General features: G+C 44.8%; 12 protein-coding genes. 3 read left to right on the top strand and 9 right to left on the bottom strand.

All coding sequences use genetic code 11. The features are described 5' to 3' along the window. Positions 1 to 96: 96 nt before the first annotated feature. From NDI33_RS12345 to murF, 5 genes are all read right to left on the bottom strand, one after another. On the bottom strand, positions 97 to 2,355 hold the full coding sequence (locus NDI33_RS12345; RefSeq protein ID WP_190674891.1) for a PAS domain S-box protein: 2,259 nt from the start codon (positions 2,353 to 2,355) through the stop codon (positions 97 to 99). A 237-nt stretch (positions 2,356 to 2,592) separates the two neighbouring features. Next, entirely contained in the window at positions 2,593 to 6,180 is a 3,588-nt protein-coding gene (locus NDI33_RS12340; RefSeq protein ID WP_190674888.1) for a PAS domain S-box protein, read from the bottom strand. A 78-nt stretch (positions 6,181 to 6,258) separates the two neighbouring features. Further along, positions 6,259 to 7,284: a BMP family protein gene (locus NDI33_RS12335; protein ID WP_190674884.1), complete on the bottom strand. Its 1,026-nt coding sequence runs from the start codon at positions 7,282 to 7,284 to the stop codon at positions 6,259 to 6,261. Positions 7,285 to 7,745: 461 nt separating this feature from the next. Then, a complete protein-coding gene (locus NDI33_RS12330; RefSeq protein ID WP_190674881.1) occupies positions 7,746 to 8,321 on the bottom strand; it encodes a 3'-5' exonuclease in 576 nt (191 codons plus the stop codon). A gap of 73 nt (positions 8,322 to 8,394) precedes the next feature. After that, positions 8,395 to 9,747, bottom strand: coding sequence for a UDP-N-acetylmuramoyl-tripeptide--D-alanyl-D-alanine ligase (gene murF, locus NDI33_RS12325; protein ID WP_190675101.1), 1,353 nt, complete (start codon positions 9,745 to 9,747; stop codon positions 8,395 to 8,397). Between the two features lie 420 nt (positions 9,748 to 10,167). Here murF and NDI33_RS12320 point away from each other — a divergent pair, with 420 nt between their 5' ends. The 3 genes from NDI33_RS12320 to rpsU all read left to right on the top strand — a co-directional run bounded on the left by NDI33_RS12320 (position 10,168) and on the right by rpsU (position 13,064). Next, positions 10,168 to 11,448: a hypothetical protein gene (locus NDI33_RS12320; RefSeq protein WP_190411591.1), complete on the top strand. Its 1,281-nt coding sequence runs from the start codon at positions 10,168 to 10,170 to the stop codon at positions 11,446 to 11,448. Between the two features lie 499 nt (positions 11,449 to 11,947). Then, positions 11,948 to 12,268, top strand: a complete 321-nt coding sequence (locus NDI33_RS12315; protein ID WP_190411592.1) for an RNA-binding protein — start codon at positions 11,948 to 11,950, stop codon at positions 12,266 to 12,268. Positions 12,269 to 12,881: 613 nt separating this feature from the next. Next, positions 12,882 to 13,064, top strand: coding sequence for a 30S ribosomal protein S21 (gene rpsU / locus NDI33_RS12310; RefSeq protein WP_190411722.1), 183 nt, complete (start codon positions 12,882 to 12,884; stop codon positions 13,062 to 13,064). Between the two features lie 41 nt (positions 13,065 to 13,105). Here rpsU and pth read toward each other — a convergent pair whose 3' ends face one another. From pth to NDI33_RS12290, 4 genes are all read right to left on the bottom strand, one after another. Continuing rightward, on the bottom strand, positions 13,106 to 13,768 hold the full coding sequence (gene pth / locus NDI33_RS12305; RefSeq protein WP_242037719.1) for an aminoacyl-tRNA hydrolase: 663 nt from the start codon (positions 13,766 to 13,768) through the stop codon (positions 13,106 to 13,108). A 68-nt stretch (positions 13,769 to 13,836) separates the two neighbouring features. Continuing rightward, positions 13,837 to 14,424, bottom strand: a complete 588-nt coding sequence (gene hemJ / locus NDI33_RS12300; RefSeq protein WP_190674878.1) for a protoporphyrinogen oxidase HemJ — start codon at positions 14,422 to 14,424, stop codon at positions 13,837 to 13,839. A gap of 68 nt (positions 14,425 to 14,492) precedes the next feature. Beyond that, complete coding sequence (locus NDI33_RS12295) at positions 14,493 to 14,717, bottom strand: DUF2811 domain-containing protein (RefSeq protein ID WP_190411595.1); 225 nt, start codon at positions 14,715 to 14,717, stop codon at positions 14,493 to 14,495. Positions 14,718 to 15,246: 529 nt separating this feature from the next. Next, the gene (locus NDI33_RS12290) at positions 15,247 to 16,914 is read right to left on the bottom strand and encodes an HD family phosphohydrolase (protein WP_190674875.1); all 1,668 of its coding nucleotides are present in this window, start codon (positions 16,912 to 16,914) and stop codon (positions 15,247 to 15,249) included. Positions 16,915 to 17,339 lie beyond the last annotated feature (425 nt).

Here is a 17,339-nt window from a genome sequence, read left to right as displayed (position 1 = left end):
AGATCCAGTAAGGCACAGGGGAAGAAGCGATCGCAAGTAACTCTATGAAAAATTTAAAAATAAAAGATAGACTTTAAACTTTTTAATTTTGCAGTTTTAACTTTCCGCTGTTGCCAAAGGGAAGGTAAACCAGAAAGTAGAGCCGCGATTCGGGCGACTTGTCACTCCAATTTCTCCGCCGTGAGCGGTAATAATTTGCCGACAGAGATACAATTTTAACCCGATGTTAGTCGAGCAGCGAGCTTGAGGATCGCGGACGAAGAGATTGAATAAGCGATCGCACTCAAGCTGACTCATTCCTCTACCATTATCCTCTATGGTAAAGCGAATCATCTGCTTATCAACTTTAGCTTTTAGAGTCAATTTCAATCCAGGCGGATTTTGTTTTAAAGCATAGGTGAATAGGTTTTCAAAAACCCGCTGACTCTGATACGGATCGACCATGACTAACGGTAAATTGGCCGCCATCATATTTTTGATAGTTGCTTGATTTTCCGCCAGCATGGGTTGCAAGTCTCGGAGAATCGCCGGAACCAATGTATTTAATTGAACTAACTCTCGCTGAAGAACAATCCCTCTATTTTCGTTAGTATTGGTTTCGATTAATGACTTAATCATGCTCAGTTGGCGTTCGTTGCCTTGGATCATTCGCTCTACAAGAGAGCGAGGAATGGTCACTTTTTCTTCTGGCGATCCGAGCAAATTATTTAACACCATGATAGTGCCCTGAACCGAGGTGCGAAGATCGTGAGAAACTGTATGTAAAACAACGTCTTTAATCCGGTTCAGCTCTTGCAGTTCCTGCATTTTCTGCTGTAGCTGAGCGGTACGTTCTTCTACTTGGCGTTCTAGATTAGCATTTAGCGTTTGTACTTGTTGGAAGAGAGAAGATTGCTGAATTGCGATCGCTACCTGTACTCCCAGTTGATCGAGCAAGTCAATTTCATACTGCTGCCACTCCCGTGGTGCAGAGCATTGATTGGCAATTAAGATGCCATAAAGTTTGTCTCCTAGCATAATTGGGACACCGATGCCAGCTTTGACTTGATATCGATTGTGGTATTCAGCGATAAATGCAGATTTTTCTACTTTTGTTGTATCGTTGACAACTCGGATGCGATCGAGTTCAAATATTTGTTGAACTTCTTTGTAAGCAATGTTCTCCGTAACCCAACCCAAAATTGACGGAAAATTAGGATCTACCGACTCTGCTACGGTTGTACCTTGCCCCTTTTCATCAAAGTAACTGATAAACACGCGATCCGCGTGCAAAAACTGCCTAACTTCTTCAACTGTGGTGTTGAGAATTTCATTCAAATCGAGCGATCGCCTAATCCGCAAGGCAATCTCGTAGAGCAAGCGATCGCGTTCTGCGGTGGCGCGAACCAAAGCTTCAGCAGCTTTGCTCTCAGTAATATCACTCCTTACAGAAACTAAGCATGATTCGCCATTAATGTTGACAATTTCTGCTGAAAATAAATAGATTCCTACCTCGCCAGACTTCTTGCGAAACTCAAATTCCTGGTTGTGAATCGCTCCCTGTTCCCGCAACATCTGTTGCATCCTAATGCGATCTTCTGGATTCACCCAGGCATTGATTTCAAGTGAGGTACAACCAATAACTTCTTCTTTTTTATAATTACTAAGGCGGAGATAGCTATCATTGACATCAATATAACGCCCCTCATTGAAGGTTGTAATACTCATAGCATCAGGGCTATAACGAAACGCTATAGAAAACTTTTCTTCCGAAAGCAAGAGTGCCTCTTCGCGAGTCTTGCGCTCGGTAATATCTATCAGTAAACCATTCCAATAAATGTCATTATTTCCTTGCAAAATAGGTCGAGCCGCAGTTTGCATCCACTTGAGGTTGCCCGATTTGGTAATCACACGACCTTCCCATATCCAAGGTTGAAGATTCGCTGCCGAAATAACTAATGATTGTTCATAAGCTTCCCGATCGTCTGGATGGATCAGGTTCCATAGCAGAGGTGGGTCTGTATAAGCTGAATAAGATGCTAATTCTAAGAATTCTTGGCAACCGGAATGGGCAAATAGTAACCAGCGAGAATCATCACAATTGAGAAGCTGAAAAATAATTCCCAGCTTATTTGCTGCCACTTTTTCAAGTGTTGAGTCACTTTGTGCCAGGGAAATTTCTGCGGGTAAAAGATTTTCCCAGGAATGGGTGACAGTTGGGAACTGAAAATCTGAATCGACTTGTGTTTGAGTTTGGCTGACTATTTCTTCAACACTTTCTTCCTCCAAATTCAGGAGCAGCTTTAACTGTTCAAAAGCTGCTTCATCTCGACAGCAAGCCCGTAAAGCTTGTAAATAATTTAAATCAGAAACCATGTCCTTCCTAGATATGGGATGACACTGAAAAACTGATTGATGAGCAGCACGTGATTGAGTTCTCTGAGCCAAGAATTTCTTTTTCAACATTGCACTCACCCTTCATTTTCAGTATTATTCAGTCTTATTCCAAGTTACAATAAGCACTGGCGATCGCCTTCGTGCAGGTGACTCACCCGATTGGGTGATTTTTAGCGATCGGTCATTAGTCAGTGGTAACGCAATAATGACGATGAACTAACCAGCTTTTTCTGCCTCTGGTGAGGTTGCTAAAGGTAATGTGAACCAGAAAGTTGCTCCAGTTCTGGGGGCGCTAATGGCACCAATTTGTCCCCCATGAGCGGTGATGATTTGCCGACAAAGATATAACCCTAGACCGATGCCAGCAGAACGGGCGCGATTTCCTCGAACATAACGATCGAAAAGGCGATCGCACGCTTCTGGAGTCATCCCGATGCCGTTATCAGCAACGGTGCAATGGATCATCTCTTCTTCCACGGTGGCTTCTAAGGTGATGCGAAGTCCGGGTGGGTTATGGTTCAGGGCATTGGTGAGCAAATTTTCAAAAACTCGCCTCAGCTGCAATGGATCGGCTGTCACGCCCGGTAAATCGTCGGGAACTCGATTGATCAGCGACGCTTGATGTTTTGTTAGCAGTGGTTCTAAATCTTCTGCGATCGCTTGAATCAACGTACTCAATTCTACAAACTCATATTGGAGGACAACACCGCGAACTTCGCTGGAATGCGCTTCGAGGAGAGAGTTGATTAAACCCAGTTGGCGATCGCTACTCTGAATCATCCGCTCTAAAATTGAGCGAGGAATCGGAATCGTGTCTCCTGGCTTATTCAACAAGTTATTCACTACCAAGGACATTCCCATAATCGGCGTGCGAAGATCGTGAGAAACTGCATGAAGAAACTCATCTTTGAGTTCGTTCAGCTCTTTGAGTTCCTCCATTTTTTGAATAAGTTGGGCAGTGCGCGTCTCAACTTGACGTTCCAAACTAGCATTGAGATCCTGTACTTGTTGATAGAGTTTTGCTTGCTGAATGGCGATCGTCACTTGAGTTGACAGCGATGAAAGCAAATCAATTTCCAATTGTTTCCAGTCACGCGGGGTTGTACATTGATCGACCATCAGGATTCCCCACGGCTCGTCGTTCAGAAGAATCGGTACAGCCAGATAAGCTTTGATGTGATAATTGGAAAAATCTTGAGAAATGGCTGAAGAAAGCTCTATTTGAGAAGTATCTTTGACAACGTGGATAGTTTTATTCTCAAACATCGCTCTGATTTGTTGCATATGTTCTTCATCTGTGGGACTCCATCCCAAAACAGGTCGCCAAGGGGGAGCGACCGATTCCGCAACCACCTCAAAATTGCTATAAATACGACTGATAAAAACCCGATCTGCTAAGAGAAAATTTCGGACTTCTATCACAGTAGTATCTAGAATTTGCTGAATATCGAGTGATTGTCGAATCCGGAGTGCCATCGCGCCCGACAAGCGATCGCGCTCCGCCGAGAGTAACAGCGCCTCTTCTGCACGCTGGCGCTCGGTAATATCAATTCCTAACCCAAAGAAAAAGTCAAGTTCCCCATTTTCTTTCGCAACCGACTTTCCGTGCCATTCTACTAGCAGTTTTTCGCCTTGTTTGGTAAGCACGTAGTTGTGCCTTTGAGGCAGTTGCTGTAGTTGGATGACATGCTCAAAGACTTCAGAAACGATTGCGCGATCGCTTTGGGGAATAAAAGTCGAAAGATAATCAGTTCCTAAAACCTCCTCAAAGGTATAACCAAGAGCGTGAAGCATTGCGTCATTCATCATCCTGACGGTGCCATCCGGATTGATAGCCACAAAAAAAGCTGGAGAAGTTTGAACAATCGTGGTGTTAAAGTCTCTTTCTTGGCGTAGTTTCTCCTCTGCTTGCTTCCAATCGGTAATGTCTTGCGTCATCACCATTGCCGCAAAAATTTCTCCGCCCTCATTTTTGACGGGAAGTGCGTGCAAAAGATAGATCCGGGAAGCAGCGCGATCGCTATCAGACGAATTATTGTAAGGAACTTCAATAACAGTGGCTTTTCCTGCCAGCGCTGCCCGATAAGTCGGCTCTAACAATTCACAAGTTTCACGAGGTAATGTCTCCCAAAGCATCTTTCCTTCTAACAACTCTTTAGAAAGACCAATCGCAGCTAATCCTGTACCTTCAGCAATCGTGTAACGGAGGTCTTGATCGAATAAGAAAACTGCGCCGTTCGGAAAGTTTCTTGCAAGCGTGCGATATAATTCCTCACTTCGCGTCAGAGCCTCTTCCGCTCGTTTTCGTTCGGTGATATCTATCCCAATACTGATAATGTAATTAACTGAGCTATCGGCATCGACGAGAACCGTATTCGACCAAGCAATCGGTCTTCGGCTTCCATCTTTCGTTACCCAGTAGTTTTCATAAGTCTTAGGAAATTTCCCTGATTGAAGAGCTTTAAAGATAGTTTTGACGGGTTCCAATTCCTCCGGAATTATAAATAAATCCCAGAAATACTTGTTCTTGACTTCTTCAAATGAATATTGAGTTGTTCTCTCGCAAGCTCGATTAAAACGGATGATTCGTCCTTGGCAATCGAGAACTACCACTAAAGCACCAGCCGTATCAAGGATGGCAGAAACAAAATTTCGCTCCTTCCTCAAATCTTTAATGAGTCCCCGCAATTGAGACGTCATTTTATTAAAAGTGGTCGCTAATACCCCCAATTCATTGCCTTGTCTAACTGTGACTTCCGTATCTAGATTTCCCCCACTAATTTGGGCTGCTGCTTTTGTTAAACGCTGCAAAGGTAATACAATTTGCCGGGAGAAGAACCAACCCAGCTCAATCGCCACTAGCATCGCCACGCTCAATGCTATCCCCATCACCAAAAGCATTTTTCGCACCGGAGCGTAGGCTTCAACGGTGGGTAGTTCTACCACCACCTTCCAGCGCCCAGTCCGGATGGTAGAAATGGCTCCCACTACCTCAACACCTCGCAAACCTTGATAAGTAGTCAGCCGTTTTGCACCATTTAATTTAGTTAATTTTTGGATGAATGGGTAGTCTGAGAGGTCTTTCAGATTAAAATTTTCAGGAGATTTTCCTTTCTCAGCAATTAAATAATTGCGATTATCGATCGCATAAGCATAACCCGTCTTCCCTACTTTGGTGTGAGAGAGAACATTCCAGAGAAACTTTAAATTGATCCAAGCCATTAAAACGCCATTAATTTCATCCTGTTGATTGCGAATGGGCACAGCTAAGATGACCGTCTGCAAGTGAGTCTTAGGGTCAATTCTAACAGGGCTGACAAAATCTTCCTGTTGTCTAAAAGCTTGTAAAAATGATGTAAAAGCTTCTTCTTGATAGAAAATTGCTTTACCATAAGGCGAAGAGGAAGAAACAATATTACCCTTATTATTAAAAATTGCCACTGTTTCATAAGCACTATTGTGGCGGGTTAACGCTTCCAGAAATCTATCTTGAATCTCAGGCGAAAGATCGGTCAATCCTTGCACTCTCGCTAAATAGCTTAGTTTCCGCTGCAAGTCATCCAAGTAAGCATTGATTTCCCCAGCAGCCGCATGACTGCGCTCTTGTTGGGCAATTTCTACTTGTTGCAATTGAGCTTGAAAGCTTAGATAGATTAAAATTCCCGAAGTGAGCAATAGTGTTGAAATGACTAGCAAGACCAGACCGTATCTCAGCTGATTTGCAATTGAAGAAAGCCAAGATAAAGGTAAATTTATACCTGTATTAGCTTGATGCGAAGCACTGTTGCGATTTCTTTTGTTCATCGTGCCTCCTAGCTCAGAAAGTTGCACCCGCTGATTCGCAATTGTTTAAAAACCCTACAGAAGCGATGTAAATTGCCTCTAGGGTGAAACATCTATTTTGCCAGTGACGATCTCTTGCTTAACAGAAGCGACGAAAGCTTCTTGCTCTGGAGTTAACGAGCCATAAAAAGGAGCTAAATCTTGGACTTCCTCTAGCAGCCCAAACTTGTATTGCTTGCCTTCCCATCGCCCCTGTTGTACCAAAGTTGCTCCCTCCAGCATTAACATAGGCACCTGCTGGATAACGCTGGTAACAATCGTCTTTGGAGCCAGTTTGTGCTGATTTTCAATCTCATTGGTGGCATGTCTCCAGCTGATAACGTAAACGCCCTTACTTTGGGCAGCTACTTTAATAACACCTATATTGGCTCTATCGGCATCAACGACTAAAACATCAGTTCCTGCTGCTACTTGCTCTTGGGCAATTTTTCTAGCTTTGTCCGCATCTGACCAACTGTTAAGCCACTTGATAGAAACTGTACTGTCCAGTTTCGTTGCCCGGACACCCCGTTTAAATAAGATAGCCTCTTCTTCCATCACTGGATATGCTTGACCGCCAATAAAGGCAACTTTTTTAGTTTTGGTTTTGAGTCCGGCAACGACCCCAGTTAGATAACCCACTTCCCCACTCCGAAACGCCAAAGCACCCACGTTTTTATTGTTACCGGCATAACTGCTCATGAGGGCAAATTTAGTGCGGGGAAAATCTTTGGCAACTGTTTCGGCGGCGTCGCGATATTCATCACCATGACTGATGAGGAAATCAAAACTTTTTTGGGCATATTGACGAAAAAGTTTCTCACCATCAGCTTCAGGAACGCTAGCAGTATAAGCCACCTCAGCCCCAAGTTCTTTTTCAATCAATTTCAGCCCTTCGTAACCTGATTGATTCCAACCTTTGTCATTTATAGGGCCAGGAAAAAGCATTGCTACTTTAAAAGTTCCGGCTTTTCCAGCCTCAGGTGTAGGTGTAATCTTGCTTCCGGTTGCACCGCAGGCCACCAGAAACAAAGTTAAAACTAGGCAAATAGTTTTCTTGCTCATGGATAGTGGGTAGTGGGTCATGGGTGGTGGGTAGTTGGTAAGGATGACCACTTATTACCTACTACCTCTTGACTAAGGACTCAGGACTACTAAGACAATAAAAAAAAATGCTTCTAGATTCTATCTACTTTTATTTAATTGGTCTAGCTGGGGTCAGCAGGGAATATCCTCTCTAGAAAGCGTTCATTATATTTGCGATTTTTTTCAATTAATAAATATAAAACAAATTATTTTATGGGGAACAAGATGAGTATTATTGCAGTTATTGATAATATTTCCCCACAGGTTGTTGCCCCAATTTTATTTTCAGCTAACTTATACTAATACTATTTAACTTTTGTGATGCTAAACTTCAGATACTTCCAAGCTAAGCTCCAAGAAGCGCAACTCGCTATCAGCCTCTGCTGAACCTAAGAGAATCGATGGAAGTAATGTGGGTGTTGGTGTTTCAGCGGGCATAACGAATGGGTGAGTTTAAGTTTTCAACTTGCACCTAGTGTTACATTTATTCTTTTTTGTAATATTAATATCGATAAAATACCGGCTATATTCCAAGCATCATCTCCTCCTCTATGGTGAGTTCCTTCAAGGGGAAGATTCAGTAATTCTAATGCCTTATCCATGCCAATTTCATTTGGCATGGCATGAATAATCCCAAAAAGAGTTTTGATATTTATATGTCGGGTTCCGAAAGGATAACTGATATGGCGAGATTGGCATTGTTTTTCAAATTGTCGTCGGTCGTAGTCGCCGTAGCTTGCCCAAACTCTATCTTTTGATAAATATTTTTTCTTTAAAATTGAACAGGCTGATTCAAAAGAAATTCCTAGATTAACTTGTGCTTGAGTTAATGTGGTTAGATTGGTGCAAAATTGACTAACTTGGGAACGTTCGGGTTTCACGAGAATACTTTCTTTTTCCAAGCGCTCTCCCGTAGCGATATCAATTGGACAAATCCCAATTTCGATGATTTCGTTTTCTTGTCCAGCGGGTGGATTTCCTTGCCAGCAAGTTGATTCAATATCAACCACAAGGATTTGGTCTAATTTCTTAGCCATTTTGGGGTGACTTCTTGTTTGGTGTGGACACCCCGTAGAGGTGCCTCTACGGGGTATTGGGAATTTGAAATAATTAGTCAGTTAATTCGGTGCGAAGTTGATTGACAACTCGGCTTAAGGCTACTGAATGGGAGGCTTTGAAAAGGATGCGATCGCCTTCTTGCACCATTTCTTTCAAACGCTCTACCACAGCCTGATGCGTCGAAAAGCACTCAGCAGGTAAAGGGGCAGCACCCAGAGCGATCGCTTCGGCTTCTTTGTCATCTACCAGCACCAGCAAAGCGTCTAGATTCAACCGCCGCGCCGCTTCTCCAACTGCGAAGTGGAATTGGGGCGATCGCTCTCCCAATTCCTTCATCGTCCCCAGAACCGCAATATGCCTTTTTCCTGGCGTTTGTGCCAACAATTGCAGCGCCGCCAGCATTGACTCTAGCCCAGCATTGTAGGTTTCATCCAAAATGGCAACATCGTTGGGCAAATCGTAGCGCTGCGCCCTCCCAGATGGGAGATTTACCGACAAACCGGCGGTTAACAATTTCCAGTCAACCTGGAGAACTTTAGCTACTGCCAAGGCTGCCAGAAAATTAGATGCATTATGACGCCCCGGTAGCGGTAACGGCAGATGCACCCCTTCGACGCACAATGTCTCGTTATCAATCAATTCCCCGCGTAAATCTCCCCCTTCCAAGCCGTAGGTAATGGTTTGCCCTTGCCAAACTGTTGCCGCAGTTTCCATTAACAAGCGGTTGTCGTGATTCAGAACAGCGATGCTATTGGAAGGCATTTCCGCGAGTAATTCGCATTTCGCTTGGGCGATCGCTTCCTCCGAACCCAACCGCCCGATATGCGCGGTTCCCACATTCGTAATTACCGCTACAGAAGGTTGTGCAATTTGTGTTAATAGGGCAATTTCACCCCTAGCACGCATTGCCATTTCAATAACAGCATAGTTATGCATTGGTGAAAGTTCTAATAGTGTTTTGGGAACACCAATTTCGTTGTTGTAGTTAGCCTGAGTTTTAAGAATGTCGCCCTTTGTTGACAAAACTGCTGCAATTAATTCTTTGGTAGTGGTTTTACCTACCGAGCCGGTTATACCGATTACAGGGATATCGAACTGCAAGCGCCACCAATGAGCGATCGTCTGATATGCTTTCAAGGTGTCTTCTAGGCACAAATGTGGAAGAGATCCCGACAATGGGTGGTCAGTAATGGCTGCGATCGCTCCTTTTTCTAGAGCAGTTTCCACAAACTCATGCCCATCAAACTTGTCTCCCCGTAGTGCCACAAAAATTTCCCCCGGCTTCAGGCTACGGGTGTCAGTTGTAATTCCTGCAACATATCCTGCTAATTCGGCGTCAGATAGATTGATTGATTTCGCCCCTATGATTTGGGCTATTTGAGAGAGGAGGACGTGACAAGGCATGAGGCTTATGTTCATTCAAGAAGATTCATCCTTATCATGCACTACGCAAAGCGTTAGAACAAAAGATGCATTTTGAGCAGTGATTTCCATCACATAATCCGCTATCTTGTCCCACTACTTTAGAGGTAGATGCGCGAAGTGAATAATTGATGCTCTGCGGCATTCGTATTTCTACTTCATCGAAACTTCACAATTTTGCCGCATATTTGCGGAACCATTTGAAGAATCAACCAAGATATGCTCTATTTGGGGTAATCTTTCTCCGATTATAGGAGTATAGAAAATAGCCCCCTTATCAGGGTGATATTTAGGGTGCATCGATTCAAGCGTCTACTACACGACAGTTGCAATAGAAATAAACCGAATCAACCGAACTGATATAAACTCAGCCCTAGCGTGCGTACGTAGGGGGGCATTGAAGTGACAACCTGGACAGACTGTTATCACCGACACACTAGCACTGAAGAGCAGCAGCTTTACGATCATTTGCTTTACTGGGTTCAACATGAATCACCCAGTCGGATGATTGAGCGATTTCGCCAGCTGTTCATGGATGGCGTGGGGTATTCAGAGCCAAAAATCTGGATGGCGCTGGAGAGAATTACGACTTCTAAGCAGGCTGAGCAGGAATTCCGGTTTATTCTTAATCGGTGCTGCCATATTCTGATCAATCGCTGGCAGATGCACCCCAATCTCCAAGCGTCCATCCCGGATTTGGTAGAAATATTCCAGACGCCTCCGGTCATGGGAACGGTTCGCTCTCGCGGAGCCAGACGTTTGCGGGAACTGGTAAGGATGTTCAACCAGACGGAGCAATATCTGACCCTGCGACGGCTAGCCCAGGTGATGAGTCAAGCCGCAGAGGCAGCTGGCAATGACTCTAAGCCTTTAGGAAGCTTAATTCGCCGGTATCCCTACCTATATGAACATTGCCTGTTGAGTGAAGACAGTTCTTACGAGCATCAGCAAACAGTTCGGCAAATTCAATCCCGAATTCAGCGGGGATTTGAAGTCGATTTGTCTCAGTACGTGACTTACCAAGTACGGCGTGCCCAAGTGTCGCGTCAGACTTGCCCCAGTCAACGCGAACGAATTATCCAGCCGGTGACGAATCCAACGTTATTGAGCGATCGCGAACTGGGTGTTGCTCTCAAACAATTTTACGGCAAAGTAGAAGGCTCCCACACCTACCGAGATTTATCACAGCGCTTCCTCACCCACACTAGCCAAACACCTTCCTACAGAGCTTTTAAATGGGATTTATACGAATATCTGACCGCTTCCATTGACCCAGAATTTGGTAAACGTCAGTTTAACGAGCGCTTGTATGCCCAGCTAAAAAACACTCTCCCGAATAGCGATTCCCAAAGACCTAGCGAATTCTTGATTGTCCGAACTTGTAGTCAATTGTTGAACTTTTTAGTGGTAGAAAGTCCGCAGCGACCGAATCACTATGTCTTCGTCGATCTGATTACGAATTTGGGGGCGACATTCACAACCGGCTTGCTTTTGAAAATAGTGCTGCTGTGCCGCAAGGTCAAGCCCTACTTGGAAAAGCGATTTTCAATTCTTTTTAACCACTACGAGTCTTATGCCAGAGATGGTGTGCCGTGGTTAATCAAATCTCTGGAAAATCTGAATGTAGCTTTAAGCCTACACTTTGGGGATGCTGATGTTTCCTGCTTGAGCCAAATATTATGAGCTAAATATTATCAGGAATTGCCGCTGATTGCCCCAACGAAGGCAAGAGGCATTATTTTTTACTTTTCTAGTTTTTCCAATTACCACTACATTTCATCTGTCTATTGCCCCGAATTCAGCAGGGGTTCAGGAAAGCTGATGTGTAGCCTCACAAAAGTGAAATGGTAACAGTTAGCTCAAATACAATCCCTAACCCCCTAAGCCTCCTTCCCTTAGTGGAGGAATTGAGGGGGTTCGCGGGGGCGCAAGGAGGGTAGACAGACGAAGAAATCCGACTTCTGCTGCTGGTGAAAAACAGTTTTCCCCTGATTTTGTACGCCTGCTTAATGAAAAGTTAGGAACGGTTCGATGCAGAAAATAAATTTTATGCTAAAATCTTGCTCGTGAATCAGAATCGGATGTAAGCTTTGTTACTCGCGCAGCAAGTTTATCTCTACTGTGTGGGCAAATAGCTCTCCGAAACTGGAGCTTGAAAATATTGAATGGTGGAGATATTTCCGTGTCGATATATGTAGGAAACCTATCCTACGAAGTTACGCAAGACGATCTCACATCTGTTTTTACAGAGTACGGAACCGTTAAACGAGTTCAGCTGCCTACAGATCGAGAAACGGGGCGGATGCGTGGCTTTGGATTTGTGGAAATGGGAACGGATGCTGAAGAGGAAGCTGCAATTGAAGCCCTCGATGGAGCAGAGTGGATGGGTCGCACCCTGAAAGTAAATAAAGCCAAACCCCGTGAAGATAGGGGTGGGAGTCGCAGTCCAGGAAGCAGGAGCGGTCAAGGAGGAGGAGGAAATTTCTCTTCCCGGCGCTATTGAGCTAGTGGCTTAATCATGTCAACTTGAGATTGGAATAACAGCAAAGATCGATTGCCTGTAATTCTCTGCTTGATTTCGGTTAGGGACTAGCAGTGTTAGTTGGTCAAAATTGAGTAAAAATGCGCCCAGCATCTTACGACTACACCAGACCAGGTTAGTCGTAAGATGCTGGGTGGCGCATGGTACAATCAATGCTTAGGGTAGCTTAAGTGTGCTGCTCGCCCGTCGTTTGGCTGGAGTCATCTCAGGTACTCAGAGCGACTGAATAAGGTAGGGCTGCTCCTGGAAGTTCGAGACTGAGTACGTTGGTAGGCTAATCGCACTCGTCGGGAAAAACAATAAGCAAAAAGCTTTGTACAGAAGCGATATTGGGTCTGTACAACTCCAGTACGCAAAGGGTCTGGAGGTGAGTAGGGCACTAGAGACTCGGCAGCCAAGTCTTTACCCGAAACACACCGAAAACGGCAGTAGGGACATGGTCATAACCCTTGCCCCTGCTCCAATCGCAGGAGGAATGAACGAAAGCTGCGATCGCTCAAGCGAAGCCATCGATCGTGGATTAAGTTCACACCCGAAAAGCAACTTAATCACCTATACAGAGGAATCATCAAGAATGACCCAAGTGGTTTTAGGCGAAAATGAGGGAATAGAATCAGCTTTGCGCCGCTTCAAACGGCAAGTATCCAAGGCTGGAATCTTAGCAGATTTTAGATATCGGCGGCATTTTGAAACTCCCATAGAAAAGCGCAAGCGCAAGGCAACTGCTGCCCGCCGCAAAAAAAGACGTTTTGGGTAACAAAAGTGAGTTGCCCTGGCGTGCTACCACTACAGCATCAGCTAGGGCGCTTCTTTAGATTCTTTATTTGCCATAACACTACGGCTATTGTAAAGACTCATGGATTTCTCAACTCCTTGTTTGAGGCTCAACTCCACCGCCTCAACCACGAGTTGCATGACATCAGACAAAGCTTTACTTTCATCAGGGGAAAACCGACCCAAGACGTGGGAAACCGTGTCCTGTTCTACTTTGGTTTTACCGATGCCAATCCGCAATCGAGGGAAATTTTGAGTACCGAGATGAGCGATCGCAGACTTCATCCCATTATGTCCCCCAGCCGAACCAGAAAGACGCAAGCGAATCTTTCCCAGCGGCAAATCCATATCGTCATAAATTACTAGGACAGACTCTGGCGGCAATTTATACCAATCCGTCACCGCGCGAATTGCCTGTCCGGAGAGATTCATATAGGTAAGGGGTTTGAGTAACCGCACCTTGTCTCCGTGTAATCCGCGTCCCTCCCCAAACTCCCCCTGGAACTTGCGATTTTCACTCTTGGAAATTTGCCAGGAACGCGCTAAGGCATCAATCACTTCAAACCCGATATTGTGTCGCGTCTTCTCGTACTTGGGTTCTGGATTCCCCAGACCAACGATTAGCTGGGGAATCACTAGAGTAGAGGTTGCCTTTCCGTTGTCAGTGGTCATTTTTTGATTGTCCATTATCAATTGTCGATGATTAGTAACCACTAACCTGGGTCAAGCGAATTAAGAAGCGATCGCTAACTTCGTCAGATTACTTGTTGAGCCTCTTCTTGGGGAACAGAAGCCATGAGTTTTTCTTGATCTCGCTTGCGCTTTTTCGCATAAAGCTGAATGGTCGCTGCCATCGTCACAATCAGCCCAACAACGAGCCAAGTGGTAATGTCTGTAGGCAGGCTATTTTTAAACACAGCCAGCAAAACAATCACCACTAAAAGTAACGTCGGCGCTTCATTCAAAGCGCGTAACTGCTGACTATTCCAGGTGCATCGGTCTTCGGCTAACTGTTTGATGAGACGACCACAGTAATGGTGGTAGCCAATCAAAACAGCCACCAGACTGAGTTTGATATGCAACCAACTCTCTCGTAGCACTTCAGTCTCAGTACTTACTAAACCAATTGCCATCGCTACCGTCACAATCATGCCCGGTGTCGTGATGATGCTGTAAAGGCGTTTTTCCATAATCTGATACTGATTCTTCAGAATCGTTTGGGCAGGTTCTGGCTGCTCCGAAGCCTCTACGTGATAGATAAATAAACGTACCAGGTAGAACAAGCCTGCAAACCAAACCACAAAGCCGACAATGTGAAAAGCCTTAAACCAGAAATAAGCCATCAATCGTGTCCTCTACGGTCAAACTCTGTAAGATCAACAAGTTTTTGTAAGGGTAACAGAGCAATTTCTCAAACTGAGTGCTGGAAGAGAGTTTCCAGATAGACCCGTGCTGCTTTGCGATAACTGTGCGAAGCTTCTGGGGTGCTGCCATTACCATTTTGCAGCAAGAACAGCGACAGCGCTGCGGCAAATACCCGGTCTTGATCCCAATCGGGATGAGTTTCCAGGTAATCTTTGAGAGATTCGTGTAGGTCTTCGGGAATTTCTGCCAAGATACTGATATTTGTGTTCATAGAATTCCTTTGCGTTGTCTATGGGTAAGGGCGCAACAGCCCCATGCCCTTACAAGGGTCAGTTTTGCAGTTGCCAATCACACTGACCGTCGCATCATTGTCTGCTGAGAGGGGGTAGGGTTGTCAATGCTGCGAAATATTACAGGCCGGGGTATGTCTAAAAAATATGCACGAGTTAATCAGCTCTGTAGGCGGATTTTTGTTACTTATCTTTACAAAAACTCGGTTGCTCTCGGCTGAGTTACTGTCTTTTAGAAAAATCCCCAATAGAACAGCAAAACCCGATCCGAGTGTTCAACCCTGTGGAAAAGGTCAGAGAACCTGTGGAAAAAGTTGAACGCCTTTGTGGAAAGGCTGGGGAATGGATGGGGAAAAGTTGGGTGAAAGATAAGAATTGCAAAGTGCTAATCGAAGGACGGCTGATACTCAGTCGAGGGTTGAAATGTTGATACTTTAAAACGTTGGTCGGTTAAAATTTAACGTTTTAATCCGATCCACCATTTCAACCTTAAATGGCTATCCTACGGAATCAGGCGGCTGAAGGAGCTGGAACTGAGAGGGAATGTCCCAAAGCAGCGAAAACTTGGCGTTGCTCAAACAGGGTAACGAGGTCGCTGTTGATTTTGTTTTGGGCGGCTTCTGCTTTGAGGATTTTCAGGGCAGTTTCTACGGGCAAGCGGCGCTTATAGGGGCGATCGCTTGCTGTAAGAGCATCATAAATATCCGCAATTGTCAATATCTGAGACTGAATTGGAATCGCTTCCTGTTTCAAGCCTTGAGGGTAGCCACTCCCATCGAGTTTTTCGTGATGCCCTGCGGCGATCGCGGGAACATCTTTGAGGTGTTTCGTCCAGGGTATCCGGTTGAGAAACTCAAAAGTGTGCGTGACGTGCGCTTGGATGATTAAACGCTCTTCGGTTGTCAGGTTGCCTTGTGGCACCATTAGCTGAGCAATCTCTGTCGGTGAGAGGAGAGGCTTGATCTGTCCATCCACATCTTGATAAGTGTAACCAGACAGCTCTTGGAGCCGTTCTGGAAGCTCTTGGGCGAGAATGTGGGGTTCGTTCGCCTCTAGTAGGAGATGCCAATATTCATTGAGTTGCGCGATCGCATCCTCTAACTGACTATCTAATTGTTGTAGCTGTTGGCAGTGGGAACAGACAATTTCCGAATCTTTATGTTGATGGCTGGGATGCTCCAGTAAATACTTAAATTTAGTCTGGGCGCATTCCATTTCCAGCGTTCGCTGCGCCACAGCAAAGCGGTTACGAATCACCTCTATCTGGGATGGGTAGAGTTTTTTCTGCTTCCCCAGAATGGCTTCGGGTGTACTGACTTTGCCAAAGTCATGTAACAGTGCAGCGTAGCGAATTTCTTGGATTTGGCGTTCGTTAAAATAAATTGACCGCAGCGATCCCGTGGTAATTGTACTGGCTTCTTGCGAGAGACGCACCACTAAGTCGGCAACTCGTTCGGAATGCCCGGATGTTGTGGGATCTCGTGTTTCAATAATTTGGACAGAAGCTCTAACAAAGCCCTCAAATAGATTTTCAATACTTTCTTGCAGCTGATTGCGTTCGATCGAGATCGCCGCCTGAGAAGCAAGCGAGCGCACAACGCGCTCTTCCCAAGCAGAATAAGGTTGGGTAACATTCAGCACATTTTCAGGCGTGACAATCGCATCACGATTAACCTTGCGATTAATTAGCTGAAGCACCCCAATAATTTCCCCTTCACCGTCTTGCATGGGTAGCACTAAGACGGAGCGAGTATGGTAAGGAATCGAGCTGTCAAAACTGCGATCCAACTGATAGGGAACTTCCAGGGGTAAATTATAAGCATCCGGCAAATTTAAGCTTTCACCTGTCAGCGCCACATACCCTGCCAGACTTTTGGGAGTCAATGGCATCAAAAACTCTTGAAAGGAATCGCTGCATTGAGAATCATTTTGCGCGACCTTAAACACTAACTTGGGAGTGGCACTACTTCGCTCTACTAAATAAACACTCCCCGCATCACTACAAGTAATTTCCCGACTCTTCGATAAAATCAGATTCAGTAATTCTTTTAAATTATGACTGCTCGAAAGCGCTGTCCCGATTGCCAAAAGTTGCTCAATGAGTTCTGCTGGCTCTTTGATTTCCGGAAGCCACACTTGGTTCTTCGCTGTGATTATCTGGCAAGGGGAGACAGTCATAAGTATGCACCGTTTGATTACACGTAAGCTTGATGGTAGCTGCTTGAATATAGGTTTCTAAAAAAGCAACTCAGGCACCGCAGAGCAGGAATACCGGGTTTATCTTTGCAGCCGGTAATGCTCCTCGCTCAACCAGGAGTATTTTAATCCTAGTTTTTGGAGCGAACCTCTCTATGACTATCATCTGCTATTTCTACGCAGCTCTAAACAGAGATTTTAAAGAAAAGATAAAGTTAGCAAGATTTGCGACGAAATCAGAAGCATAGTTTGTCTTGAAAGTTACTGTCGAGTCTGTTGAAAAGGCTAAAAACCGTCTTTTTAGAGTGATTACTTATTTGCATACTTCATCTATTCTTCATAATTCTTCTTGAAAAATTTACACTGGTTGCTGAGTCCTAAATTCTAATTTCCAGGTAATTTGGCGT

The sequence above is a fragment of the Trichocoleus sp. DQ-A1 genome (genome assembly GCF_039961955.1).
Lineage (GTDB): Bacteria > Cyanobacteriota > Cyanobacteriia > Cyanobacteriales > FACHB-T130 > FACHB-T130.
Note: the sequence above shows the minus strand (reverse complement) of the source record. Positions and strands in the feature narration are given on the sequence as shown.

Coding starts and splice junctions, on each gene's coding strand:
- NDI33_RS12345 (WP_190674891.1), bottom strand. CDS start 2,355: ATGGTTTCTGATTTAAATTATTTACAAGCTTTACGGGCTTGCTGTCGA.
- NDI33_RS12340 (WP_190674888.1), bottom strand. CDS start 6,180: ATGAACAAAAGAAATCGCAACAGTGCTTCGCATCAAGCTAATACAGGT.
- NDI33_RS12335 (WP_190674884.1), bottom strand. CDS start 7,284: ATGACCCACTACCCACTATCCATGAGCAAGAAAACTATTTGCCTAGTT.
- NDI33_RS12330 (WP_190674881.1), bottom strand. CDS start 8,321: ATGGCTAAGAAATTAGACCAAATCCTTGTGGTTGATATTGAATCAACT.
- murF (WP_190675101.1), bottom strand. CDS start 9,747: ATGCCTTGTCACGTCCTCCTCTCTCAAATAGCCCAAATCATAGGGGCG.
- rpsU (WP_190411722.1), top strand. CDS start 12,882: ATGACCCAAGTGGTTTTAGGCGAAAATGAGGGAATAGAATCAGCTTTG.
- pth (WP_242037719.1), bottom strand. CDS start 13,768: ATGGACAATCAAAAAATGACCACTGACAACGGAAAGGCAACCTCTACT.
- hemJ (WP_190674878.1), bottom strand. CDS start 14,424: ATGGCTTATTTCTGGTTTAAGGCTTTTCACATTGTCGGCTTTGTGGTT.
- NDI33_RS12295 (WP_190411595.1), bottom strand. CDS start 14,717: ATGAACACAAATATCAGTATCTTGGCAGAAATTCCCGAAGACCTACAC.
- NDI33_RS12290 (WP_190674875.1), bottom strand. CDS start 16,914: ATGACTGTCTCCCCTTGCCAGATAATCACAGCGAAGAACCAAGTGTGG.